The sequence below is a fragment of the Bradyrhizobium sp. SPXBL-04 genome (assembly GCF_051853035.1).
Lineage (GTDB): Bacteria > Pseudomonadota > Alphaproteobacteria > Rhizobiales > Xanthobacteraceae > Bradyrhizobium > Bradyrhizobium zhanjiangense.
The window spans coordinates 3,065,808-3,088,335 of sequence record NZ_CP182472.1 but is presented as its reverse complement, the minus strand read 5'-3'; the positions used below and the strand labels follow the sequence as shown (position 1 = coordinate 3,088,335).

The 22,528-nt window shown below is 59.8% G+C and carries 19 protein-coding genes; 4 read left to right on the top strand and 15 right to left on the bottom strand.

The features are described from left to right. Positions 1–86: 86 nt before the first annotated feature. The 7 genes from ACNJX8_RS14390 to ACNJX8_RS14360 are packed head-to-tail and all read right to left on the bottom strand — an operon-like array spanning position 87 to position 6,649. Entirely contained in the window at positions 87–1,217 is a 1,131-nt protein-coding gene (locus tag ACNJX8_RS14390) for an N-acetyl sugar amidotransferase (RefSeq protein ID WP_439361160.1), read from the bottom strand. Beyond that, a complete protein-coding gene (locus tag ACNJX8_RS14385; protein ID WP_439361159.1) occupies positions 1,217–1,987 on the bottom strand; it encodes a HisA/HisF-related TIM barrel protein in 771 nt (256 codons plus the stop codon). Before ACNJX8_RS14385 ends, ACNJX8_RS14390 begins: the two co-directional genes overlap by 1 nt. Next, positions 1,984–2,604, bottom strand: a complete 621-nt coding sequence (gene hisH, locus ACNJX8_RS14380) for an imidazole glycerol phosphate synthase subunit HisH (RefSeq protein ID WP_091892010.1) — start codon at positions 2,602–2,604, stop codon at positions 1,984–1,986. The genes ACNJX8_RS14385 and hisH overlap by 4 nt, the downstream gene beginning before the upstream one ends. Then, entirely contained in the window at positions 2,601–4,022 is a 1,422-nt protein-coding gene (locus ACNJX8_RS14375; RefSeq protein ID WP_439361158.1) for an oligosaccharide flippase family protein, read from the bottom strand. Before ACNJX8_RS14375 ends, hisH begins: the two co-directional genes overlap by 4 nt. Then, a complete protein-coding gene (locus tag ACNJX8_RS14370; protein WP_091891787.1) occupies positions 4,003–5,109 on the bottom strand; it encodes a DegT/DnrJ/EryC1/StrS family aminotransferase in 1,107 nt (368 codons plus the stop codon). The genes ACNJX8_RS14375 and ACNJX8_RS14370 overlap by 20 nt, the downstream gene beginning before the upstream one ends. An 11-nt stretch (positions 5,110–5,120) precedes the next feature. Further along, a complete protein-coding gene (locus ACNJX8_RS14365; protein ID WP_091891784.1) occupies positions 5,121–5,591 on the bottom strand; it encodes an acyltransferase in 471 nt (156 codons plus the stop codon). After that, positions 5,588–6,649, bottom strand: coding sequence for a Gfo/Idh/MocA family protein (locus tag ACNJX8_RS14360; RefSeq protein WP_439361157.1), 1,062 nt, complete (start codon positions 6,647–6,649; stop codon positions 5,588–5,590). Before ACNJX8_RS14360 ends, ACNJX8_RS14365 begins: the two co-directional genes overlap by 4 nt. A 1,259-nt stretch (positions 6,650–7,908) precedes the next feature. Between ACNJX8_RS14360 and ACNJX8_RS14355 the strand changes: the two genes are divergently transcribed. Further along, positions 7,909–9,129: an acyltransferase family protein gene (locus tag ACNJX8_RS14355; protein WP_439361156.1), complete on the top strand. Its 1,221-nt coding sequence runs from the start codon at positions 7,909–7,911 to the stop codon at positions 9,127–9,129. Positions 9,130–9,383: 254 nt separating this feature from the next. On the opposite strand, the gene ACNJX8_RS14350 is transcribed toward ACNJX8_RS14355, so the two are convergent. Then, complete coding sequence (locus ACNJX8_RS14350) at positions 9,384–11,966, bottom strand: M10 family metallopeptidase C-terminal domain-containing protein (protein ID WP_439361155.1); 2,583 nt, start codon at positions 11,964–11,966, stop codon at positions 9,384–9,386. Between the two features lie 203 nt (positions 11,967–12,169). Between ACNJX8_RS14350 and ACNJX8_RS14345 the strand changes: the two genes are divergently transcribed. Beyond that, complete coding sequence (locus ACNJX8_RS14345; protein ID WP_128932680.1) at positions 12,170–12,472, top strand: hypothetical protein; 303 nt, start codon at positions 12,170–12,172, stop codon at positions 12,470–12,472. Positions 12,473–12,604: 132 nt separating this feature from the next. After that, on the top strand, positions 12,605–13,798 hold the full coding sequence (locus ACNJX8_RS14340; protein WP_439361154.1) for a CaiB/BaiF CoA transferase family protein: 1,194 nt from the start codon (positions 12,605–12,607) through the stop codon (positions 13,796–13,798). Positions 13,799–13,864: 66 nt separating this feature from the next. On the opposite strand, the gene ACNJX8_RS14335 is transcribed toward ACNJX8_RS14340, so the two are convergent. From ACNJX8_RS14335 to ACNJX8_RS14305, 7 genes are all read right to left on the bottom strand, one after another. Then, positions 13,865–14,734 carry an outer membrane protein gene (locus tag ACNJX8_RS14335; RefSeq protein ID WP_439361153.1) on the bottom strand — a complete coding sequence of 290 codons (870 nt, stop codon included), beginning with the start codon at positions 14,732–14,734 and terminating at the stop codon, positions 13,865–13,867. Between the two features lie 153 nt (positions 14,735–14,887). Continuing rightward, positions 14,888–16,405, bottom strand: a complete 1,518-nt coding sequence (locus ACNJX8_RS14330; protein WP_439361152.1) for a tripartite tricarboxylate transporter permease — start codon at positions 16,403–16,405, stop codon at positions 14,888–14,890. An 11-nt stretch (positions 16,406–16,416) separates the two neighbouring features. Next, positions 16,417–16,959: a tripartite tricarboxylate transporter TctB family protein gene (locus tag ACNJX8_RS14325; protein ID WP_439361151.1), complete on the bottom strand. Its 543-nt coding sequence runs from the start codon at positions 16,957–16,959 to the stop codon at positions 16,417–16,419. A 180-nt stretch (positions 16,960–17,139) separates the two neighbouring features. Further along, a complete protein-coding gene (locus ACNJX8_RS14320; protein WP_128938881.1) occupies positions 17,140–18,135 on the bottom strand; it encodes a Bug family tripartite tricarboxylate transporter substrate binding protein in 996 nt (331 codons plus the stop codon). 135 nt (positions 18,136–18,270) lie between these two features. Further along, on the bottom strand, positions 18,271–19,065 hold the full coding sequence (locus ACNJX8_RS14315; protein ID WP_128945008.1) for an enoyl-CoA hydratase/isomerase family protein: 795 nt from the start codon (positions 19,063–19,065) through the stop codon (positions 18,271–18,273). A gap of 28 nt (positions 19,066–19,093) precedes the next feature. Beyond that, on the bottom strand, positions 19,094–20,293 hold the full coding sequence (locus ACNJX8_RS14310) for a pyridoxal-phosphate-dependent aminotransferase family protein (RefSeq protein ID WP_439361150.1): 1,200 nt from the start codon (positions 20,291–20,293) through the stop codon (positions 19,094–19,096). 143 nt (positions 20,294–20,436) lie between these two features. Then, entirely contained in the window at positions 20,437–21,639 is a 1,203-nt protein-coding gene (locus ACNJX8_RS14305; RefSeq protein ID WP_439361149.1) for a pyridoxal-phosphate-dependent aminotransferase family protein, read from the bottom strand. A gap of 134 nt (positions 21,640–21,773) precedes the next feature. On the opposite strand from ACNJX8_RS14305, the gene ACNJX8_RS14300 reads away from it, so the two are divergent. Beyond that, complete coding sequence (locus tag ACNJX8_RS14300) at positions 21,774–22,511, top strand: GntR family transcriptional regulator (RefSeq protein WP_439361148.1); 738 nt, start codon at positions 21,774–21,776, stop codon at positions 22,509–22,511. Positions 22,512–22,528 lie beyond the last annotated feature (17 nt).

Sequence of the window (22,528 nt, the reverse complement as noted above, 5' to 3'; positions counted from 1 at the left end):
AGTGAGATGCAACCTCAGGCGATAAACTAGATAGAGAGCTGCGCTATACATTGATAGCGCGGCAAGAACGTAAGTGGCTGATACTATCATGAGCGCACCTTCAAAATTTTGCGCAACAGGCCGTTTGCTCGGTAAAGAGCTTGGCTGTTGGCGTAATCCTCGTGAGCGACTGGGGGCAGCCCAATAAAGCGATCTAGATCCGCCACTGATATTCCGAGCTTTTTGGCAACGAACCGCTTGTCGCGGGCGGCCTGCTCCGGGGTTGTTAAGGGTTGCTCAAGTTCCTCAAGAGCTCGAGCGCGCGCCATTTGTCCGGCGACTATGAGTGCCGAGCAGTGTAGCCGTCGTTTGTCGAAGCCGTAGCGCGCCGGCAGGTAAATCTCCTGATAAAACTTAGTAAATCGACTTTCTTGGTGTTTGGCTCCGTAGTCGACAAAACCGTACGTTGCAACTAGCTCGCGCTTTGCATCTTCTTTGTCATAAGGAAGATAGTTGAGTGGTTTGAATATTTCGATGCTTTTGCGAATTCGCGACATCCAAAGATATTGGATCGGCCCGAGCGTGGGGAAAGTCGGAAGCGAACCTACGCCGTGCGCGCGATGGATGGCGCGCAGGTTACGTGCATCCATTGCGGGGTAACCGGCTCCCGGAACATGGACGCTCTCGCCACTAAAATTAACACCACTAAAGAAGTACCTTTGACCGAACCTCTTTGATAGGCGGTACAATGTAGAAAAAAAGGCATGATCCTGCGGAGCGTCCTGATTGACTACCGAAGCCTTCAAATAAGCCAGCTGAAGGTCCTTCATCTCCTGCCACTCAACGACATGTGTGTACAGGTCAATATCAAGTTTCCGGACGAGCAGTTCGATGTTGCGGACTGCAGCCTCAGTGTTCCAGCCTCCATCCACGTGAACCGCTAGAATACGGAGATCGAATTGACTCTTTAGAAAATGGGCCAGATAAGCGCTGTCCACACCTCCACTTAAGCCGATCATCACGTCATAAGGTCTAACTGCCATTTCTCGCTTGATGCTTTCGACTTTTTCTTTGAGTCTCCTCCGCCCGTCATTCGTGGGCCACCATTCATATGGTTTGCGCTTCAAAGCCTCTTGGCAACAAACACACTGGCCCTGCTCATCAAAAGTTACGCCGGGATTTCGGTTGTCCATCACGCAGAACGAACAGACTTGATACTTTCGGCTAGTCTGCAGCATTAGGCCTCTCCCCGCACGCTCGTGCGCATGCGCTCCAGTTCTTGACCAGCGGGATAGGTTAGTAGGACTGCTCGAAGACGACCAAGAAAGACGAAGCTGCTCCCTGATGCCACCGCACTGGCGCCCGCAGCGAGGCCTTCCGCCAAATGTCGCACATTCCCTGCTCCACCAAGTGCTACCAATGGGACCTCGATTGCCTGCGCAACTTCAGAGATCATGTCCAGATCATAACCAGCGCGTGTACCATCGCGGTCTAAACTTTGCAGTAAGATCTCGCCTGCGCCGGCAGCCTCCGCCCTTCTTGCCCGTGTGACAGGATCGGAATCTGTAACCTTGCGGCCGCGATCCGTTACGACCCGCAGGTCCGTATTCACGCGCTTGTAGTCAATACAAACTGTCACGGCTTGAGATCCGAAACTGTCAGCAATACCCCGTATGATGCAATCATCACTACCGGCGCGACCGAGCACAACTTTCTCTACGCCGGCTGCAAATATGGGCGTTGCGTCCGCCACTGACCTGACTCCACCACCATAGCTCAGTGGCATGAAGCATTCGCTAGCCAACTCCCTAATGAAGCCAACGTCAGGCTGGCGACCGTCGACCGTGGCATCGATGTCGAGTACGCAGATCTCGTCCACTTCTTTTTCATTAAAGATCCGAACGACGTTGAATGGATCGCCTACGTAAACCTCGTCTCGAAAGCCGCGGGTTTTTACCAGACGGCATCTACTATCAAGCAGCAGAACAGGAATGACTCGCGGTCTCATTTCGAGGTTCTCTCGACAAAGTTCCTTAGTAGCCGCATGCCGAACCGATGGCTTTTTTCGGGATGAAATTGAACGCCGTAAATATTCTCGCGCTGCACCGCGCAAGCCACCGGCCCATCGAACTCATATGTAGCAGCCACATCGTCGTGGTCGTCACATTGCATCCGATAGCTGTGAGAGAAGTAGTATCGGTTCTCATCGCCTTTATTGAATAGCTTAGCCCGTGGCGTAGCTTCGACATCGGCCCAGCCCATGAACGGCACCTTGAGCTTAAGCGTGGGATCGGGACACATCCTTACGGCATCAGCTGGAATCCAACCAAGTCCGGAGGAAGTTCCCTCCTCACTTCGGCGGCCAAGTAGCTGCATTCCGAGACATACTCCCAAGAATGGTACTTTCAGCCCGAAAGCAGCTTTCTCTAGCGTGTGAATGAGGCGCGATTCCCTCAGCATTTGCATCGCGGCATCGAATGCGCCAACCCCCGGCAGTACCAGGTGGCTCGCCTGAAGAATGGCCTGAGGCTGGTCAGTTATCCAAGCTTCGTAACCAATGAATTCGAACATATTGACAAGAGCACCCGGATTTCCGACTCCGTAATTGACAATCGTGATGTTCATATCGCACTCCTTGCCTTCCACAGGACGGTAGCGGTCATGAGACCTGCTGCGGTCACGCCCATCCCAAGCAATTGTATCCTGTCAAGAAAGCTGCCTAGAACACTTAACGTAAGATAGATGATTGCCCCCAGTATGCTTGCAGCGGAAATGGCCGCTGCTAAGCCTAATCGCGGCCAGCCCGCCGCCTGATAGCAGACCGCGAGGAAGGCGAGATAGCTCAACGTCAGCATTGTGGCTTGCATCGCGATAGCCTCGGCCAGCGAACGTCCCGCCGCAAGTACGAGGCAAAGACCTCCGACGGAACTAATACCGGCGACAGCCTCGAGTTTTAGATTGAGGTCTTGGCGGCCAATTACATCGAGCAACCGATCCATCCAGTTGGTTGCCATGAAGAAAGCAGCAGGGACAGAAAGCATACCAGCGAACCAACCGGCTCCATTCCACTGACGTCCAAGAACAATAACAAAGAGGTCGTCTCCCCCGAATGCGAGAAGGGCAATCCAGGGGCTGCTTGCTATGAGCAGCCCCCTTACGATTTGATCGACAGCTTGAACTTGCGCGGCAAGACCGTAGGTAGCTGCCCGGTGAAAGAAGACCGGCCTCAAAGCAGCGCTAGTAAGCGCTGAGGGAAGATGCGTCAGTCTCCACGATTGGCTATACAGGCCGACCAAAGCCGCGGAACAGAAACTGCCGACAATGAAGACGGGCACGCGCTCACGCACCAAAGACATCACTGTAAATGGCAATGAAAACTGCACGAAGCGTCGGTTGCGGAGTAATGCCGCCAGCATTTCTTTCCGGTCAATCGAGCAGATAGGCCGGTCCGCGCACCGCCGAATGCCTTGAGCATAAAAGAGCGTAGCTACGGCCTGTCCGGCGAGACTGCCTATGACCAGCCAGACGCCATTGCCGCTCAGACCACCGCCGAGCTGGACGAGATTGGCTACGGTTGCGTTGAGCAAGAGGCCAATCGATAGATGTGCAAAAGCACCGTCGCGCATCAACCAGGCTTGGAGCACAACACCCAATCCCACCAGCGATAGCCATGCCCAACCTAGGACCGTAAACATCGGTCCGATGCCGAATTGCGCAAGCGCCCTGACGGATATGCCGGCAAAGACGCCAACGACGACAGACATGAGGCAAACAACACTGATGCTTGCCATGAGAAGATGGCTCGCTGCTTCAACATTCCGCTCAAGCATTAGGCCAAGATCGAAGCGGAACGAGAGTAGCGATCCCCCTGTTATTGCCACCGCCTGGATAGCCGCCCAAACGCCGAAATCGTCCGGCGTGTAAAGCCTGAATAGCAGTGGAATAAGAGCAATGGCAAAGACCTGAGACGCGAACGGCCCAACTCCAGACGCGATCAGGCTTCTGCCTAGGCGATCAGAGGTTTTATGACCGGCTAAATGCATGGATCAGATCGATCACAGCAGCCTGCTGACCAGAAGTGATTTCGGCAAACATTGGAAGCGAAAGAATGCGGCTCTGATGACTGTGCGCGTTCGGAAACTGATCGGGCCGCGCACCAAAACGTTGATAGGCTTCGAGGAAGGGCAACGCGGTCGGGTAGTTTACAGCCGTCTGCACGCCGTATGACTTCAGGTATGCTGCCAACTCGTCGCGACGAGGATGCTGTACGGTGTACAAGTGATAGACGTGCTCTCTTCCGGCCGCGACATATGGGACTGCAAGATCCTTGAGCTGATTGAGACCTGTGTCATAGATTCGTGCAGCCGCTTGGCGTGCCTTTGTCCACCTCGAGAGATGGCGGAGCTTGACTGAAAGAATCGCTGCCTGCAGCCCATCCAACCTGCTGTTGATGCCCTCTACACTATGCTGATGCTTCACGAGTCCACCGTGACGTGCTAGCATGGTTATGCGCTCGGCAAGGACCGAGTCATTGGTTACGACGGCGCCCGCATCGCCCATCGCACCAAGATTCTTGCCGGGATAGAACGAATAGCTCGCGGCCGTTCCGAACGTCCCGACCATCTGTCCTTTGTACCGCGCCAAATGCGCCTGGGCGCAGTCTTCAATCACCCACAATCCGTACCTCTTCGCGATAGCCATGATCGCATCCATGTCGGCCGGCTGCCCGTAGAGATGCACGGGGATGATGCCGACGGTGCGCGGAGTAATTGCGGCCTCAATTGCGGCGGGATCGATCGTAAAGGTCTCACGGTCAGTGTCGCAGAACACGACCTGAGCGCCCGCATGCGTGACCATAGCAGAGGTCGATATCCAAGAATGCGCGGTAGTGATGACCTCGTCGCCCGCCCTTACCTTGAGCGCGGTCATCGCAAGGTAGAGCGCGTCGGTGCCGTTAGCACAGGATACGCAGTGCTTGACGCTTGCCGCCGCCGCAAACTCGCGTTCGAAGGCATCGACATATGGTCCACGGATGAACGCGCTGTCGCGAATGACCGCGGCGATCGCACCGTCGATCTCGTCCTTAATCGACTGGTACTGGAGCCCGAGATCCGCATAAGGCACCGGCATGATGCTATTCCTTAGTTCTTGCTCTTGAGGAGGCGAGCGGGATTTCCGGCATAGATGCCGGGCTTGGCGATGTCTTTCGTGACCACTGAGCCTGCTCCGATCACGACGTCGTCGGCAATTGAGACCGGCATGATGGTCGCATTCGATCCGATCGAGACTCGGTTACCGATCTTCGTTGCGCGCCACAATTCGCGGCGCCCCCGCGCCGGTCCACCGGTCGAAAACGTGTCATTGATGAACATCACGCCATGGCCGATAAAGCAATCTTCCCCGATCGAGACCAGCTCGCAGACGAAGGCATGCGACTGCACTCGGGTGCGCGCACCGACGACGACGCCTGACTGGATCTCCGTAAAAGGACCGACGAAGCAGTCATCGGCGATGTCGCAGCTGTAAAGGTTGCAGGGCTCGACGAGCTTGACGCGTTGACCGAACTTGACGTCGCGGATGCCCGCCTGGTGCACCTGCGGCTTGCCGCTCACGAAAGCACTCCGAGCTTGCTCCGCCGCGGCTGAAAGCGAAGCGCGACTTCCTGTCCCGTCTCGATCGACTCGTAAAGCGCTGAGATTAGCTCGAGGCTCTTGCGGCCTTCTAACCCATCGACCAGCGCGGCGCTTTGGTGCAATAGGCAATCGAGGACGTGCTGGTAATAGGCCTGATGACCGAAGCCGTACACGTTGGGCGGATTGACCGAAAACTTCTCAACGACAACCTGATCGCTCGGCAGCGCATCGACGAACTGCCAATGTCTGATCTGGTTGACGGCGAAGCCCGCGATCTCAACGGCGCCCTTTTCGCCGAGTATCGAAAGAGAGCCTTCGAGGTCCCGGGGTCGCACCGCGGTGGAAGCCTCGATAACTCCCAACGCGCCGTTCCGGAACTTCAGCGTTGCTACCGCCGTATCTTCGGTCTCAACCTTGACCAGAGCGGTCGTTGCCCGAGCATGAACGCTCACCACGTCTCCGAAGAACCATTCGAGCATGTCGATGTGGTGACTGGCTTGGTTCGTGAGCACGCCCCCGTCGTAGGCCCACGTGCCGCGCCATGCATCCTGATCATAATAGGCCTGATCTCGGCACCATCGAACTCGAACGGTGCCGAGAACAAGGCGCCCAAATCGGCCCGCTTCCAGTGCTTCACGGGCCTTTACCACCGGAACATTGAAACGATTCTGCTTGACCACGAAAAGCTTCACGCCCGCCACATCGCAGGCTTGAATCATGGCATCGGCATCTTCGAGACGTAACGCCATCGGCTTTTCGACCACAACGTGCTTTCCCGCCTTGGCCGCTGCTATGGCATGCGAGGCGTGTAACCCGCTCGGTGTTAGAACGGAAACAACATCCACGTCTGCCCGCGCAAGAAGCTCCGCAACGTTGTAGCAAGCTGGCACATGGTACCGAGCCGCAACTTCATTTGCGCGTTCCGGCAACTCATCGCAAACGGCTGCAAGAGTCGCTCCTTGGATATGCCCCCCGCCTAGCAGATCCGCATGACGCTTGGCTATGCGCCCACAGCCAAGCAGGCCAAATCTAATCATGCCGCATTTATCCTAGTTTTCTCAGATGGATAGATTGGCCACCCCAAGGCCAAAATGATGCGTTGTTGTTCTAGCAGCATCCATTCGGCTATAGCAAGGGAACTATGGTTCAACCAAAGATGGTCGCAATGCCCGACACGTACCGTCGGCGGGAGGATGATATGATGCATGGCCAACTACCCACCCGTCGCGCTGTGCTTGGCGGCGGCCTAATCAGTCTGGCGGTTTGGCTAGCCTCCTACCGACCAACTTCGGATCCATCCTGGACCCAGGCCACTGCGAGCGCTCCTTGGTCCCGCAGGGACAGCGCAGGGTTCGTTGTTCACGATGACCGAATTTGGCTCGTTGGCGGCACTGCTGATGACCAGAAGACCGGCCTCACGGACTGCTGGAGTTCGTTGGACGGTCTGACTTGGACAAAGGAACTCGAACAGGCTCCATGGACGCCGACAGTCCAGTCAATGGTTGTTTCATTCTCGGGACGGCTCTGGCGAATGGGCGGCTTCATTCACAGTGGAAACACCTTCGTTCCAGCGGGTGAGATTTGGTTCTCCCAGGATGGAAGGGGTTGGACCCGTGCTACAGCACAGGCACAGTGGCCCGCGCGCGGTGGAGGCGCCCTTGTTGCATTCGAAGGACGACTATGGCTGCTTGGTGGTGCTCAAAGCCTGAGAAGCGAGGGAGGCCGGCAGGCTCTTAACGACGTTTGGTTCAGCAAGGACGGGATCACCTGGACTCAAGCCCTTCAGGACGCGCCCTGGCAGCCTCGAGCTTTTCATAACGCGCTCGCTCACGACGGACAGCTCTGGATCTTGGGTGGCGGACGCTGGGGCAATGACCCCACCTTCCTCAACGACGTGTGGTGTAGCAGCGACGGGACTACCTGGGAAAGGAGGACAACGGCAGCAGAATGGCCCGGCCGACTCTGGGCGTCTAGCGCGTCGTTTCGCGGTCGCCTGTGGACGATGGGAGGTTTGGTTCGACGAGATGGTTCAAACGATATTTGGTACTCTGAAGATGGAAGGACTTGGTATCCGTACCTCGCAAGGAAAGTATGGAGCCAGCGCCTCGCACACTCAGCACTCTGCCATTCAGATAGGCTTTGGATTCTCGCCGGATCGAACTATGACTACTTCAATGACGTTTGGTCTCTTGCCTTGGCAGCAGACTGGGGTGGACCAGGCAGGCTCAATAAGATCTTTCGCTTCCTTCGAGCATAGCAACAGCAAGGCACAGAGCGATCCAACGTGCGACATCAAATGCATGCATCATTAATAGACGATACGCACACGCCGTTGCGCAACCCAGAATTGGCACCGCTCTCCGATATTCGAATTTCCGAAATCGATGGACTTCGAGGCGTTGCAGTATTGCTAGTATTGATGTGGCATTTTGTTGGGGCGGTAATCTCCCCCACGCTGGGGGCTGCGGCCAAAGCAATGGGCGCGATCCTGATTTTTGGTCGCACGGGGGTCGATCTATTTTTCGTTCTTTCTGGGTTCCTAATAATAGGAATCCTCGTAGATCGCCGAAATTGCAATAATTACTTCATCGTCTTCTTCGCGCGGCGCGCGTTGCGAATACTGCCGCCATACTCGCTGCTACTAATTGCTTTTTGGGCGCTTTCCGCTCTCGTCTCAGATAACTACTATTTTGGGACGCAGATCCCGTGGTGGAGTTATGCGACGTTCACCCAGAACTGGTACATCATCAAATTGAATAGCTGGGGACCGGCCGCATCATCAGTCACATGGTCTGTCGCAATCGAGGAACAATTCTATCTCGTTTTCCCGATAATCGTGTATCTGACCCCTACTCGTTTCATCATTCCACTCTTGCTCTCCATAGGTCTTTGCTCAATCGTGGCGAGAGCAAGCTGTTTCATGCTATTGCCTCAAAATCCCTATGCACCTTACGTTGCGACATGCCTGCGTCTGGACGGTCTATGCGCTGGAGGTCTTCTCGCCGTAATACGTCGCGATGCCAAAGTCTGGCAGAAACTGAGCGCCCTTCGCTTAATGATTTTGAAAGCCACTGTGTTCTTCATTGCCCTTGTGCCGATATTCCTGGTTGCGCTCCAACGAAGTCCGGCGGCGACAATGTTTTTCTGGGGGCACACCTATTTGACAATCTTGTACTCACTCGTGCTGACAGCAGTGCTACAAACTCCAGGAGCGAGGATCACCGGCGCCTTGCGATCCAAACCGCTAAGGCAACTTGGTTCGATATCATACACGACTTATCTCTTTCATCCCCTGTTTATCGGCTTAGCTTTTATCGCAGCGGGGAAAAGGGAAGAGCTGGGGTCTTTTTCAGACGCGGCTCTGCTCGCAGCAGCCATGCTGGCCACGCTCTTATTGTCCGCTGCTTCGTACCGATTCGTGGAAAGAAACCTAGTAGCGTTCGGCCACAAGCTTTCGTATTCGCCGAGCCGCTGCAGCGTGGTTACGCGCGTTGTGCCGGCCCCTAAAGCTCGATGAGGTTAGGTAAATTCATCAACGCCCATGATCCTTTCGGAAAACCGCTGCGCAGTTTCCGGATGCGCTTCAGCGACGGGCTCCGTCGCGAAGCAGTGCAGGTACCCACAACCTCTCAACATGCACAAAAACCATTCCACGGGAATCCGACACTGAAAACCGCTTTTTGGGCAACAGTTCTTGTACAAAGGTCAGTATTCGTACACGTGAGAAGTTCGAAGCCCCCGCTTGGCCCGATTGTCATATGCGTCCGAAGCTTATCGGATGATGAAATCAGTCCAGTGCAAATCCGCGACATGGATGCTAGGTAGGTCACCGTGCTCGACTTGCGCATGGGTGATTGAAAACGGGACTGGATCGTGTCGTGCGCCACCGCTCCACGCTTGTGCGATGTCAATCAGATTCGCCCCACCTTTCCCATCCCCTACTGCCGTCCCTGCAGCGGCCGCCAAGCTATCGAAGTTGAAATTGTGAGATGATGCAAAAACCGCGGGCGCCGTACCAGCCGGGACGCCAATGACGCCATCCCCATTCAGATCCTGATGAAAGCTCGGCTCGAAAGTTTCAAGCGCCGAACTAGTCCCGGGCACAATGCCCGTTGGATTGCCGAGATAATTGCCAGCGCTATCCGTGTTCCAGATCGTGAAATAGCTAGTACCAGGCTGCTTGAAGGCGATCTCATATCCAGTGGACGTTTGCTCCGCGCCAATCAAACTCCACGGATTAAACTGACCTGTTACGACCGCCGCGCCGTGATACATGAGTTCCGGACCCGAACCGCCAGCAGTTGGATTCAGGTAGTAGTTGCTTCCGATCTGCACCAAGCTTGTTGAACCAAACGCTTCGATGACGGTGGTCGGAATTCCAAGGACGCCGTCTCCGTTCAAATCCTGATGAAAGCTAGCCTCAAGACTTTCAAGAGTAGAACTCGTGCCAAGCACGATGCCAGTCGGGTTGCCCAGGTAATTTCCAAAGCTGTCCGTGTTCCAGATGGTAAAATAGTCAGTGCCGGGCTGCTTGAAGGCGATCTCATATCCAGTGGACGTCTGCTCCGCGCCAATCAAACTCCACGGATTAAACTGACCTGTTACGACCGCCGCGCCGTGATACATGAGTTCCGGACCCGAACCGCCAGCAGTTGGATTCAGGTAGTAGTTGCTTCCGATCTGCACCAAGCTTGTTGAACCAAACGCTTCGATGACGGTGGTCGGAATTCCAAGGACGCCGTCTCCGTTCAAATCCTGATGAAAGCTAGCCTCAAGACTTTCAAGAGCAGAACTTGTGCCAAGCACGATGCCAGTCGGGTTGCCCAGGTAATTTCCAAAGCTGTCCGTGTTCCAGATGGTAAAATAGTCAGTGCCGGGCTGCTTGAAGGCGATCTCATAACCCGTTGCGGTCTGCTCCGCACCGATCAGCGTCCAGGGGCTGAATTGACCCGCAACGACTGCTGAACCTCCATACTTGAGTTGGGGTCCCGTCCCCCCACCGACCGGATTGAGGAAATAATTGGCGCCTTGTTGCGTCAGCGTCGTCGTTCCCATTGCTTCGATCACGATTGGGCCAATCAGACTGATCAAGGCCGCACTCGTCACCGTGCCATCTGCAAACTGGAAACTCTCCACGCCCGTTACCGTATCAGTCCCGTCGGGCGAACCGGAGCGCTGATCGACGAGCGTAAAGGTCTGCGTCGCCGAATTGTACGAAACGGCGTAGTTGGACTGGTTGCCCGAAAACAGCGCGATGTCGGTGCCCGAACCGCCGATTATGGTGTCGTTGCCGCCGCCGCCGGTGAGCGTATCGTTGCCCGAGCCGCCGTTCAGCGTGTTGGCGATGGCGTTGCCGAGGATGGTGTCGTTGCCGGATCCGCCGATGGCGTTGTCGATATAGGAACGCGCGTCACCGTTATAGAGATAGGCGTTGTAGACGTTGCCGGATGCGTAATGGCCATCGCCGAGATAGGCCAGTTGAATGGAGGAGAATACCGACGACGCGCCGGGGTTGAGGTTGATGCTCAGGTTCGTCGTGTAGGCCGACAGGTCGTAAGTATCGACGCCGCCGCCGTCCCAGACCGTCTCGTAGATTCGATTGGCCGAGCCGCCGACGCCACCGCCGGGCGCGGGCTGCCCTACGCCATTGATGAACTCCTGCCCCGTGGTCGGATTCCAGGTGTAGACCGTGTTGCTGCTCTGGGTCGTGAAGTTCGCACCGTACATCGTCTGCAGCGCGAGGATATCGTTGGCCATATAGGTCTGCGGATATCCGTAGGCCTCATTGGTGTATCCGCTCGTGGTCGAAGCGCCGACATAGCTGCGATAGCTCATGACGGTATATTCGCTGTCGTCGTGCGCGGTCGGCACTGCGACGTTGGCCGGCCCACCGGTCTCCTGGCTGTGCTTGAGGCCTATGGCGTGGCCAAGCTCGTGAAGCGCGGTCACGAAGTAATAATTGCCGAGCTTGGCCAGCGAGTAATTGTATTGAGTCCCGAACCAGACGTCGCCGCCGGAGGCATAGTTGCCGGGATAGTACGCGTAGGAGGTCGGGTTGGCCGACGGCGACTGCGCGATCATGATGTCGGCGCCGTTCGTGCCTGCGTACTGGATGTTGGCGTTGGTGTAGCCGTTGATCAATCCGATGGCGTAGTTGATCGCCGTCTGCATCTGGGTCGGCGCCGAGGCGAAGCCCGACGTGGTCGGCTCGCTGCTGCCGCCGGTGTACGGATTGGCGTAGTCGCTGGACGAATCCGGGAAACTATAGGAGATCGCGCCCGACCATTTGTAGCCCGACAGCAGACCATCGATATCGGCGTTGTTGGTCTTGGTGACCGTAACCGCGGTTGCCAAAGCGAATCTCCGAAGCAGGAGGCCCCATCCAATTCGAGGCGTTAACAGATTAGTCTAGCTAGAGAGTTAAGCGTTTGGTTTAAATGGGGCGAGAGTGCCCGGACCTCTGCCATAATGCGGTGTTAGCTATGAAATCCCGTAGTGATACGGGAAACAAAGGCAAGAGCTCTCGGTTCCCGCCCTCACGTAATTTGCAGGGTTTCATGAAACGACGTTCACTCGCGGCCGGCCTGTTTGGCGCCCTCGCGGCGCTCGCCGGATTCGATCACACGCCCTTCGAAGGACTGCCCGTCATGGTGGAGAAGGCCAATGCGGATGACAGCGGCAAGGCGGGACGCTCGCCCACCATGCCAATGGCCCGGGATCCTGCCGTTGCGGTGGCCGAGGAATACGAAGCGGCCCGCCGGAAGGGAACGCGGGAGGCCTTTGAGCTCTTCATTGCCCGCCACGGCGATGACCCGCTGGCTGAGAAGGCGCGCGCGGAACTGAAGCGCCTGTCGCGCTGATTCCTTCACGGAGCGCGGCAAACCGCGCCAGCCATTGCATTTCGACAGGTGGCATCCGCGCCGGCCCAGACTTGTCGCAGGGCCTTTCGGCACTATGGTGGGCCCGCGCAATCTGTCCCGGAGCCTTTCACGATGCCCTTTCCGCATGCCTCGGAAGCCCTGTCGCGCTTCACCGTGCTCGATCTGACCCGGGTCCGCTCCGGGCCGACCTGCGTGCGGCAGCTCGCGGATTGGGGCGCCAATGTCATCAAGATCGATGCGCTGACCGAGGACGCTGGGGGCGAGCAGCCGGGCGGACCCAGGCGGGGTTCCGACTTCCAGAATTTGCACCGCAACAAGCGGGCCATAACGCTCAACTTGAAAGACGAGCGCGGGCTCGCCGTGTTCAAGCGCCTTGCCGCCAGGGCCGACGTCGTGGTCGAGAATTTCCGCCCCGACGTGAAGAAGAAGCTCGGCATCGACTATGAGAGCCTCGCCGCGATCAACCCGCGCATCGTCTATGGCAGCATCTCCGGCTTCGGCCAGGACGGCCCCTATCACAAGCGCCCGGGCTTCGATCAGATCGCGCAGGGCATGGGCGGGCTGATGTCGATCACCGGCGCGCCGGGCGAAGGACCGATGCGGGTCGGCATTCCCGTCGCCGACCTCACGGCGGGCCTGTTCTGCGCCATGGGCATTCTCACCGCGCTGCTCGAGCGCGAGGTCTCCGGCAAGGGCCAGTGGGTGCAGACCTCGCTGCTCCAGGCCCAGATCTTCATGCTCGATTTCCAAGCCGCGCGCTGGCTGATGGAGAAGGAGGTGGCCAAGCAGGCCGGCAACAACCACCCGACCAGCATCCCGACCGGCGTGTTCAAGACCTCGGACGGCTATATCAACATCGCCACCACGGGCGGACGGATCTGGGAGCGCTGCGCCCAGGCGATCGGCGCGCCGGAGCTCTTTGGCCATCCCGACTACGCGACGGCCCCTGCCCGCTCCAAGAACCGCGACGCGCTCAACGCCGAGATCGAGAAGCGCACCGTGACGAAGTCGACCGAGACCTGGGTCCGTGAGCTCAACGAGGCCGGCGTGCCCTGCGGGCCGATCTATGCCATCGACCAGATGTTCGAGGACGCGCAGGTCAAGCATCTCGGCATCGCGCAGGACGTGCCGAACGACCAGGACCGTCACATCCGCCTGGTCGGCCAGCCCGTGACGCTGTCGCGCACGCCGAGCAAGATGGTGGCGCGGCCGCCGGAATTCGGGGAGCAGACCGACGAGGTTCTGAAGGAGTTTGGCTTCGGCGCCGCCGAGATTGCCAAGCTCAGGGACGCCAAAGTGGTGTGAGCCAGATCAGAAACGACCATGTCCGGCAAGATTGCCGGGCATCGAGGCGAGTTCGCGCTGCGCAGCTCAGTATTTTGCAACGACCGGCGTTGGCGTGAACGCATAGTTGAAGCCGGCACGCAGAATATGATCGTGGAAGCTGACGTCCGCCTGGTTAGCGGTTCCGACGAAGTAAGTCTTACTGCCGAAATCCATGTAAAGGTATTCGAGCTTCGCCGACCAATTCCGGGTGAACTTGCGTTCCACGCCCGCGCCCACCGTCCAGCCGACTCGGGTATCGGTGCTGCTCACCCCCGCACCGATCGGAAAGTTGAATGCGCCGAGCGGAGTCGTGCCGCCGAGACCCGGCCCGAAGACTTGAATTCCGAGAGCGGTCGCGGACGAATACTTGAACTCGCCAACAGCGAGACCGCCGGTCGCATACCAGAGAGTCTGCGGATCCGACAGGACGCCGACTCGTCCGCGGAACGTCGCGAACCACTGCAGGTCGTAGGACAGATTTGCAGTGAGCGTCGCAATGGAGTTGAAGTCATTGCCGATTGGGAGGCCGATGATATTCGAACCGTAACGCGCGCTCGTCGTGGTCACCGTCCGCGACGACCGCTCGCCGGTCGCCTGAATGTCACCCTCGAGGCCAACGACCCATTTGGGATCGACCTGCCAGTTGTAGCCCAGCTGACCGCCGGCCAGCCAACCATCGACATTCTGACCAAACGAGCCGAATTGTACGGCCGGGAATGGCAGCGCGATCGGCGCCACGGTCGTGTTCGCTCGGCCCCAGCTGTACCCAGCGTTCAATCCGGCATAAAAGCCTGTCCAACTCCAGACCGGATCGACGACGAGCGCCTTCACGTAGGGCTTGGACGCCAGATCAGCGGCCAGTGCGCTGTTCGCGACCAGCGACGCTGCCACAATTCCCATCACAACCCGCTTCATTGCAATTCCCTCGTGAAAAATAAAAAGTTCCACGAGGAACATACGCGCCAAGGCCCGGCCTAGACTGTCGCGCAATGGCAACATTTGGAAACAATGACTAGGCGCCCGGATAGGACTATCGCGACATAATAAGGCACTGATCTAATTCATTTCTCATGGTGTCGCCGTTCTGCCCCGCTGCCTCCAACCGACACGGCCCAGCAAACCATCGATCAAGGGCCAAAACAGCAGCACGATCGCCAGCGTCGTGATCGAGCCGACCAGGCCGTTCGACCAGAACACCTTGAGGTCGCCAGCGGAGCCGATCATGGACAGGCGGAAGGCATCCTCGGCGCGGTTGCCGAGCACGAGCGCCAGCGTGAACGGCGCCAGGGGAATGCCGATCTTCTTGAAGACGTAGCCGACGATTCCGAAGCCGAGCATCAGCCAGATGTCGAACATCGCGTTCTGGATCGCATAGGCACCGATCGCGCAGGACACCACGATCATCGGCGCCACCGCCGCAAACGGCACGCGCAGGATCGAGGCGAAGATCGGCACCGTCGTCAGCACCAGCGCGAGACCGACGACGTTGCCGAGATACATCGAGGCGATCAGGCCCCAGACGAAATCCTTGTGCTCGACGAACAGCAGCGGCCCCGGATTGAGCCCCCATACCATCAGGCCGCCGAGAAGGATCGCCGCGGTGCCGGAGCCGGGAATGCCGAGCGCCAGCATCGGCAGCAGCGCCGAGGTGCCGGACGCATGCGCCGCCGTCTCGGGCGCGAACACGCCCTCGATGCGGCCCTTGCCGAAGCTCTCGGGCTCCTTGGCAAAGCGCTTGGCCAGATTGTAGCCCATGAAGGATGCCGCGATCGCGCCGCCCGGGGTGATGCCGAGCCAGCAGCCGATGAAGGACGAGCGTAGCAGCGTCACCCAATATTTCGGCAGGTCCTTCCAGACGCTGAGCACGACGCGCAGCGAGATGCTCGCCGCATGTCCGCGCAGCGCCAGGCGCTCCTCCATCGTCAGCAATATCTCGCTGATGCCGAACAGGCCGATCACCGCGACCAGGAAGTTGATACCGCGCAAAAGCTCGGCCGAGCCGAAGGTCATGCGCAACTGGCCTGACACCGTGTCCATGCCGATGCCGGCGAGCAGGAGCCCCAGCGACATCGAGATGACGGTCTTGTGCTTGGCCTCGCGGCCGAGGCCGACAAAGGAGCAGAAGGTCAATAGATACACCGCGAAGAACTCGGGCGGGCCGAATTTCAGGGCAAAGGACGAGATCATCGGCGCGAGGAAGGTGATCAGCATCACCGCGACCAGCGAGCCGATGAAGGAGGACGTGAACGCCGCGGTCAGCGCCTCCGCCGCCTTGCCTTGCTGCGCCATCGGATAGCCGTCGAACGTGGTCGCGACCGACCAGGCCTCGCCGGGTATGTTGAACAGGATCGAGGTGATCGCACCGCCGAACAGCGCGCCCCAATAGATGCAGGACAGCATCACGATCGCCGAGGTCGGGTCCATCGTGAAGGTGAGCGGCAACAGGATCGCAACGCCGTTGGGGCCGCCGAGCCCCGGCAGCACGCCGACGAAGATGCCGAGCACCAGCCCGACCATCATCAGCACGAGCGTCTTCCACGTCAGCAGGACCGCGAAGCCGTGAAGCAGGAGACCAAACGCTTCCATCGCGATCCGTCCTAGCGCCCGAGGGCCGCTTCGAGCGGCCCTTTCGGCATGATGACGTCAAAGGCGATGTCGAAGGTGACGAACATGATCGCCGTGAACACGAAAGCGGTGAGCAGCGACCTCCACAGCGCGATCTTGCCGACGAGGCGCATGAAGCCCGAGATCAGGAGGAAGCTTGCGACATAGAGGCCGAGGAACTGGGTCACCAGGCAGAACAGCAGCGTCGGCACGAACACCGCCATCACGCGGCGCGCTTGCGCCCGCGTGACGAAGGTCTCGCGCGCCGCGCGGTGCGCGAGGAGCGCCACGATCAGGCCGTAGAGGCTGCCGCCGCCGAGAATGACGCAGAGATAGAACGGGAAATAGCCGGGCTCTGGCCCCGTCGCATCCCAGGACGCACCGGTGCGCCAATTGTCGTAGCCGAACGTGACGGCAAGGGCCAGCAGCAGGAGGCAGACGACGATCTCGATCATGCCGGAAGACACGACGGAGGGAGAGTCGTCCTCGGGCGCGGTCGGATCGTCGACGACGATTTCAAGATCGGTTTGGGACATTACCTGTCAGGGACGGAGTGCGTTCAATTCCCCCTCTCCCCGCTTGCGGGGAGAGGGTCGGGGTGAGGGGAGTCTCCGCGAGGCCGGTGAGAGTTGGACTCCCGGAGAGTCCCTCTCACCCGGATCGCATCTTCGATGCAATCCGACCTCTCTCCGCAAGCGGGACGAGGTGACGAGCAGCTACTTCGCGACGAATCCGGCTTCCGTCATCAGCGACTTGTTGATGGCGTCGTCCTCCTCGAGGAATTGCACCATGTCCTTGCCGGTGAGGAAGATCGGCTTCAACGCCTGCTTCTCCATGTAGTCCTTGTACTCGGCGGTCTGTGTCACCTTCTGGAAGAGATCGACGTAGAACGCCTGCTGCTCCGGCGTGACTTTGCCGGGCAGGAACATCGCGCGCAGCATCAGGTACTGGACGTCGACGCCCTCCTCCTTGCAGGTCGGGATGTCGGCCCAGGACTGCGTCTCCGTCACCTTGCTGGTGTAGGCGATGCGTTCCTTGTCGAACACGCAGAGCGGACGGACCTGGCCCGCGCGCCAGACTTCGAGATTTTCGGATGGGTTGTTGACGTTGGCTTCGGTGTGGTTGCCGACCAGCTGGGTCGCGGCCTCGCCGCCGGACTTGTACGGCAGATAGGAGAATTTCGCGCCGGTCTTCTGCTCCAGGAAAACGGTCAGCACGTGATCCTCTCGTTTGGAGCCGGTGCCACCCATCTTGAACGGCGAGCTCGCCGCCTTCGCCGCCGCGACGAACTCCTTCACCGTCTTGGGCCCTGCGCTGTTGTCCCACAGCACGAACTGGTCGAGCGCGATCACCGAGACCGGGGTCAGCTCGCGCCAGTTGAACGGGATCTTCGCCGACAGCGGCAGCATGTAGATCAGCGAATAGGCGATCAGCACCTTGTTCGGATCGCCCTCGCTGGACTTCATGTACATCAGCGCTTCCGCACCCGATGCGCCGCCCTTGAGCGAGACGACCATCGGCTGCTTCATCAGATTGTTCTTCTGGATCGCGGCCTGCATCATCCGCGCCATCTGGTCGGAGGCGCCACCTGCGCCCGCCGCCACCACGATCTCGACGGGCTTTGCCGGTTCCCAGCCGGCGAAGGCCGGCGTGCTCAACAACAGCGCCGTCGCAGCGCCGACGGCTTTTACTGGAATTCGCACGAGTTTCATCCCCTGATGTTTTTTTGAGTTGTAGTGCGGAAAATTCTATCCGCGCATTGTGCGGACTAATACTGACGAGTTCAAGCAGACGGGCAATTCAGCGCATATGACTTTCGACTGACGAAGCCGAGAGCTCATGAGACTTTACCTGCCCTTCCAGTTCGGCGTGCGCTTGTTGAGGAAGGCGTCCATGCCCTCGCGGAAATCCTCGCTCATATAGGCCTTCAGGATCAGGTCCTCGCCCTCTTCGCGCGACAGCGTGCGGCGGATACGGCGCACCGCTTCCTTGGTCGCCTCCAGCGTCAGCGGCGCGTGGCTGGCGACGAGCTTTGCGGTCTCGTCGGCGCGGCGCTGCAACGTCTCGACGTCGGGTACGACCTCGTTGAGCAGGCCGAGCGCGAGCGCTTCCGGCGCCTCGACCAGGCGCGCCCTGAAGATCAGATCCTTGGTGCGGGCGGGACCAACCAGCGCGACGACCCGGCTGATATTCGACATCGACAGGCAGTTGCCGAGCGTGCGCGCGATCGGAAAGCCCATCCGCGTCGTCTCGGTGCCGATGCGGAGGTCGCAGCAAGCCGCGATGCCGGCGCCCCCGCCGGTGCAGGCGCCGGCGATGGCCGCGATCACCGGCACGCGGCACTGCTCGAGCGTGCCGAGCACGCGGTCGATGCGGGCTTCGTAGTCGAGCGCGTCCTGCGCGGACTTGAAGGCGCGGAACTGCGAGATGTCGGTGCCGGAGGCGAACGCCTTGTCGCCGGCGCCGGTCAGGATCAGCGCCTTGATCGAGCGATCGGCGTTGATCTCCTGGCAGATCTCCGCCATGCGGTCATACATGGCGAAGGTCATTGCGTTGCGCGCTTGCGGGCGATTGAAGGTGATCCGCGCGATGCCGTCCTGGACGGAGTACAGCAGGTCTTCGTTGGCAGTCGGTGCGTTCATCGCGCGCTCACTTCTTCTTAGAGTTAGTTCAAGCCACCTGGGCCTTCGCCATCGGCATCACATCGCGTCCCTTCAGGACGTCCATGGCCGCCAACACGCCGCCACTCCGGTGCGGGATCTTTGCAAGATCGAGGCCCATCTCGACGCCGGCGAGCGTGCCCATCAGCATCAGATCGTTGAAATGGCCGATATGGCCGATGCGGAACACCTTGCCCTTGACCTTGTTCAGGCCGGTGCCGAGCGACATGTCGAAGTTGTCCAGCACCACCTTGCGGAAGGCGTCGGCGTCGTGTCCATCAGGCACGCGCACGCCGGTCAGCGCCGGCGAATGCGCGGCCGGATCGGTGCACTGCGTCTCCAGGCCCCAGACCTTGACCGCGGCACGTGTCGCCGCGCTGTGGCGCTTGTGTCGGGACCAGACGTTCTCCAGCCCCTCCTCTTCCAGCATCTTGACCGCTTCGCGCAGGCCGTAGAGCAGGTTGGTCGCGGGCGTATAAGGGAAGGTGCCGAGCTTGTTGAAGCTGATGACTTCCTGCCAGTCCCAGTAGGAGCGCATGCCGGCATTGGCCTTGGCAACGCTGAGCGCCTTCTCCGAGACGGCGTTGAAGCCGAGACCCGGCGGCAGCATCAAGCCCTTCTGCGAGCCGGCGACCGAGACGTCGATGCCCCAGGCATCGTGCTCGTATTCCATCGAGCCGAGGCCGGAGATGGTGTCGACCATCAGCAGCGCCGGATGCTTGACGCGGTCGAGCAGCTTGCGCACGTCGAGCGGCGGCGTCACGCAGCCGGTCGAGGTCTCGTTGTGGACGACGCAGACCGCCTTGATCGCGTGCTGCTTGTCGGCGGCAAGGCGCTTCTCGATCTTGGCGAGGTCGGCGCCATGGCGCCAGTCGCTCGGGATGAAGTCGACGTCGAGCTTGAACTTGTCGGCGATGCCGCGCCAGAGCACGGCGAACTGGCCGGTCTCGCACATCAAAACCTTGTCGCCGGGTGCGAACACGTTGACCATCGCCGCTTCCCAGGCGCCGGTGCCGGACGAGGGGAAGATGATCACGGGCTGCTTGGTGCGGAACACCCGCTGCATCGAGGCGAGGACGGCAAAACCGAGCTCGGCGAACTCCGGACCGCGATGGTCCAGCGTCGGCATGTCCATCGCCCGCAGCACCCGGTCGGGCACATTGGTCGGTCCTGGAATCTGTAAGAAATGCCTTCCAGTATGCACGGTCATCGGCGTCCTTCCCGGTCTAGCCTTGGTTTGGTGGGCGCCGAATAGCACCATTTGACCGCCTTGTCCCCTCCTCCAAGAGGGCCCGTCCGTGCATAACGGGCCGGCCTGCCCTCGGCTGCCGTCCCCTTCCATCGCGCCCAACCTTACGTGCCGACGACCTTCAGATGCGGCGATGCATTGCCCGGCAGGCGCTGCTCCAACAGCTTCATCGCGACATCGACGCCGCCGGCGCGATGCGGTACGCCCGCGACCGACAGGCCCATCTCGACGCCGGTGAGCGCGCCGAGCAGCGTCAGCGCGTTGCATTCGCCGAGATGGCCGATGCGGAAGACCTTTCCGGCGACCTTCGACAGGCCCGAGCCGAGCGACATGTTGTAATTGTCGAGCACCACTTTCCGGAACTGGTCGGCGTCATGCCCCGGCGGCATCAGCACCGCCGTGAGCACCGGCGAGAACTCGGCCGGCTCCTGGCAGAGAATCTCGAGGCCCCAATGGTTGACCGCAGCGCGCGTCGCGGCAGCGAGCCGCTGATGCCTTGCAAAGACGTTGTCGAGGCCCTCTTCCAGCAGCATCGCGATCGCCTCGCGCAGGCCGTAGAGCAGATTGGTCGCCGGCGTATAGGGGAAGAAGCCTTTTGCGTTGGGCTTGAGCATCTCCTCCCAGTCGAAATAGGAGCGCGGCATCCGGTTGGTCTTCGATGCGGCGCGGGCCTTGTCCGAGATTGCGTTGAAGCCGAGTCCGGGCGGCAGCATGAACCCCTTCTGCGAGCAGCTGACGCTGACGTCGACCTTCCATTCGTCGTGGCGGTAATCGACCGAGCCGAGCGAGGAGATGGTATCGACCATCAAGAGCGCCGGATGCGAGGCGCGATCGATCGCGGCGCGGATCTCGGCGATGCGGCTGGTCGCACCGGTCGAGGTCTCGTTGTGCACGACCATGACGGCCTTGATCGCGTGCGCGGTGTCATCAGTGAGCCCGGCCCCGATCACGGCCGGATCGGCGCCGCGGCGCCAGTCGCCCGGAACGAAATCGACCTCGATGCCGAAGCGCCCGGCCATCTGCCGCCACAGCGTGGCGAAATGGCCGGTCTCGACCATCAGCACCTTGTCGCCCGGCGACAGCGTGTTGACGATCGCGGCCTCCCAGGCGCCGGTCCCCGACGAGGGGAAGATCGCGACGGGAGCTTTGGTCTGGAAAATCTTCTGGCTGCCTTCCAGCACGGTCCGGCCGAGATCGGCGAATTCCGCGCTGCGGTGGTCGATGACCGGCATGTCCATGGCGCGCAGAACGCGCTCGGGGACCGGGCTCGGGCCCGGAATCTGGAGGAAATGGCGTCCCTGATGCATAAAAACCTCCCTCTCGGTGGGATTCTGGCCGGCTCTTTCGGCTATTTTGCATTCATTTTTTGTCCTTTCAATCGAAATTTGGTATTCGATTGCGGCCGTCGACGCGATCGAATGAGCAAATTACTGTGCTGCAAATGAAATCCACGATTCCCGCCACCGGGGTTCCGATTGCCCCGCCCGCCACAAATGGCGGCGACCGGCAGGAGGTCTCGCTTCATGGCGAGATCCTGCTGCGGCTGCGCGACTACGTGGTCGAAGGTAACATTCCGGAAGGTGGGCGCGTTCCCGAACGGCAGCTCTGCGAAATGCTCGGCATTTCGCGAACGCCCCTGCGCGAAGCCTTGAAGGTGCTCGCCGCCGAGGGGCTGATCGAACTTCTGCCCAACCGCGGCGCGCGGGTGCGCCAGCTCAGCCAGCGCGACCTCGAGGAGCTGTTCGACGTGATGGCGGGACTGGAGAGTTTGGCCGGGCGCCTCGCCTGCGAAGCCATTACCGACGCGGAAATCACCGCGATCGAGCAGCTGCATTACGAGATGTACGGCCACTACCTGCATCGCGACATGCATGGTTATTTCCAGGCCAACCAGCGCATCCATGAAAGCATCGTCGCGGCCGCGCGCAACGAGACGCTGAAGACGGCTTACGCCAACTTCGCCGGCCGGATCCGCCGCGTCCGCTACTCCGCCAATTTCGCCCGCAAGCGGCAGCGCTGGGCGGAGGCCATGCGCGAGCACGAGGCCATTCTCGATGCGCTGCGCCGCCGGGCCGCGAGCGAACTCAGCGACATCTTGTTCCAGCACCTGCGCAACAAGCGGGCGGCTGCGATTGAGCACCTGACCGAGCCCCAAGAGGACGCGCCGGTCTCGTCCTGAGGGCGGAAGGCTTGCTC

Coding starts and splice junctions, on each gene's coding strand:
- ACNJX8_RS14390 (WP_439361160.1), bottom strand. CDS start 1,217: ATGCTGCAGACTAGCCGAAAGTATCAAGTCTGTTCGTTCTGCGTGATG.
- ACNJX8_RS14385 (WP_439361159.1), bottom strand. CDS start 1,987: ATGAGACCGCGAGTCATTCCTGTTCTGCTGCTTGATAGTAGATGCCGT.
- hisH (WP_091892010.1), bottom strand. CDS start 2,604: ATGAACATCACGATTGTCAATTACGGAGTCGGAAATCCGGGTGCTCTT.
- ACNJX8_RS14375 (WP_439361158.1), bottom strand. CDS start 4,022: ATGCATTTAGCCGGTCATAAAACCTCTGATCGCCTAGGCAGAAGCCTG.
- ACNJX8_RS14370 (WP_091891787.1), bottom strand. CDS start 5,109: ATGCCGGTGCCTTATGCGGATCTCGGGCTCCAGTACCAGTCGATTAAG.
- ACNJX8_RS14360 (WP_439361157.1), bottom strand. CDS start 6,649: ATGATTAGATTTGGCCTGCTTGGCTGTGGGCGCATAGCCAAGCGTCAT.
- ACNJX8_RS14355 (WP_439361156.1), top strand. CDS start 7,909: ATGCATGCATCATTAATAGACGATACGCACACGCCGTTGCGCAACCCA.
- ACNJX8_RS14345 (WP_128932680.1), top strand. CDS start 12,170: ATGAAACGACGTTCACTCGCGGCCGGCCTGTTTGGCGCCCTCGCGGCG.
- ACNJX8_RS14340 (WP_439361154.1), top strand. CDS start 12,605: ATGCCCTTTCCGCATGCCTCGGAAGCCCTGTCGCGCTTCACCGTGCTC.
- ACNJX8_RS14335 (WP_439361153.1), bottom strand. CDS start 14,734: ATGAAGCGGGTTGTGATGGGAATTGTGGCAGCGTCGCTGGTCGCGAAC.
- ACNJX8_RS14330 (WP_439361152.1), bottom strand. CDS start 16,405: ATGGAAGCGTTTGGTCTCCTGCTTCACGGCTTCGCGGTCCTGCTGACG.
- ACNJX8_RS14325 (WP_439361151.1), bottom strand. CDS start 16,959: ATGTCCCAAACCGATCTTGAAATCGTCGTCGACGATCCGACCGCGCCC.
- ACNJX8_RS14320 (WP_128938881.1), bottom strand. CDS start 18,135: ATGAAACTCGTGCGAATTCCAGTAAAAGCCGTCGGCGCTGCGACGGCG.
- ACNJX8_RS14315 (WP_128945008.1), bottom strand. CDS start 19,065: ATGAACGCACCGACTGCCAACGAAGACCTGCTGTACTCCGTCCAGGAC.
- ACNJX8_RS14310 (WP_439361150.1), bottom strand. CDS start 20,293: ATGACCGTGCATACTGGAAGGCATTTCTTACAGATTCCAGGACCGACC.
- ACNJX8_RS14305 (WP_439361149.1), bottom strand. CDS start 21,639: ATGCATCAGGGACGCCATTTCCTCCAGATTCCGGGCCCGAGCCCGGTC.
- ACNJX8_RS14300 (WP_439361148.1), top strand. CDS start 21,774: ATGAAATCCACGATTCCCGCCACCGGGGTTCCGATTGCCCCGCCCGCC.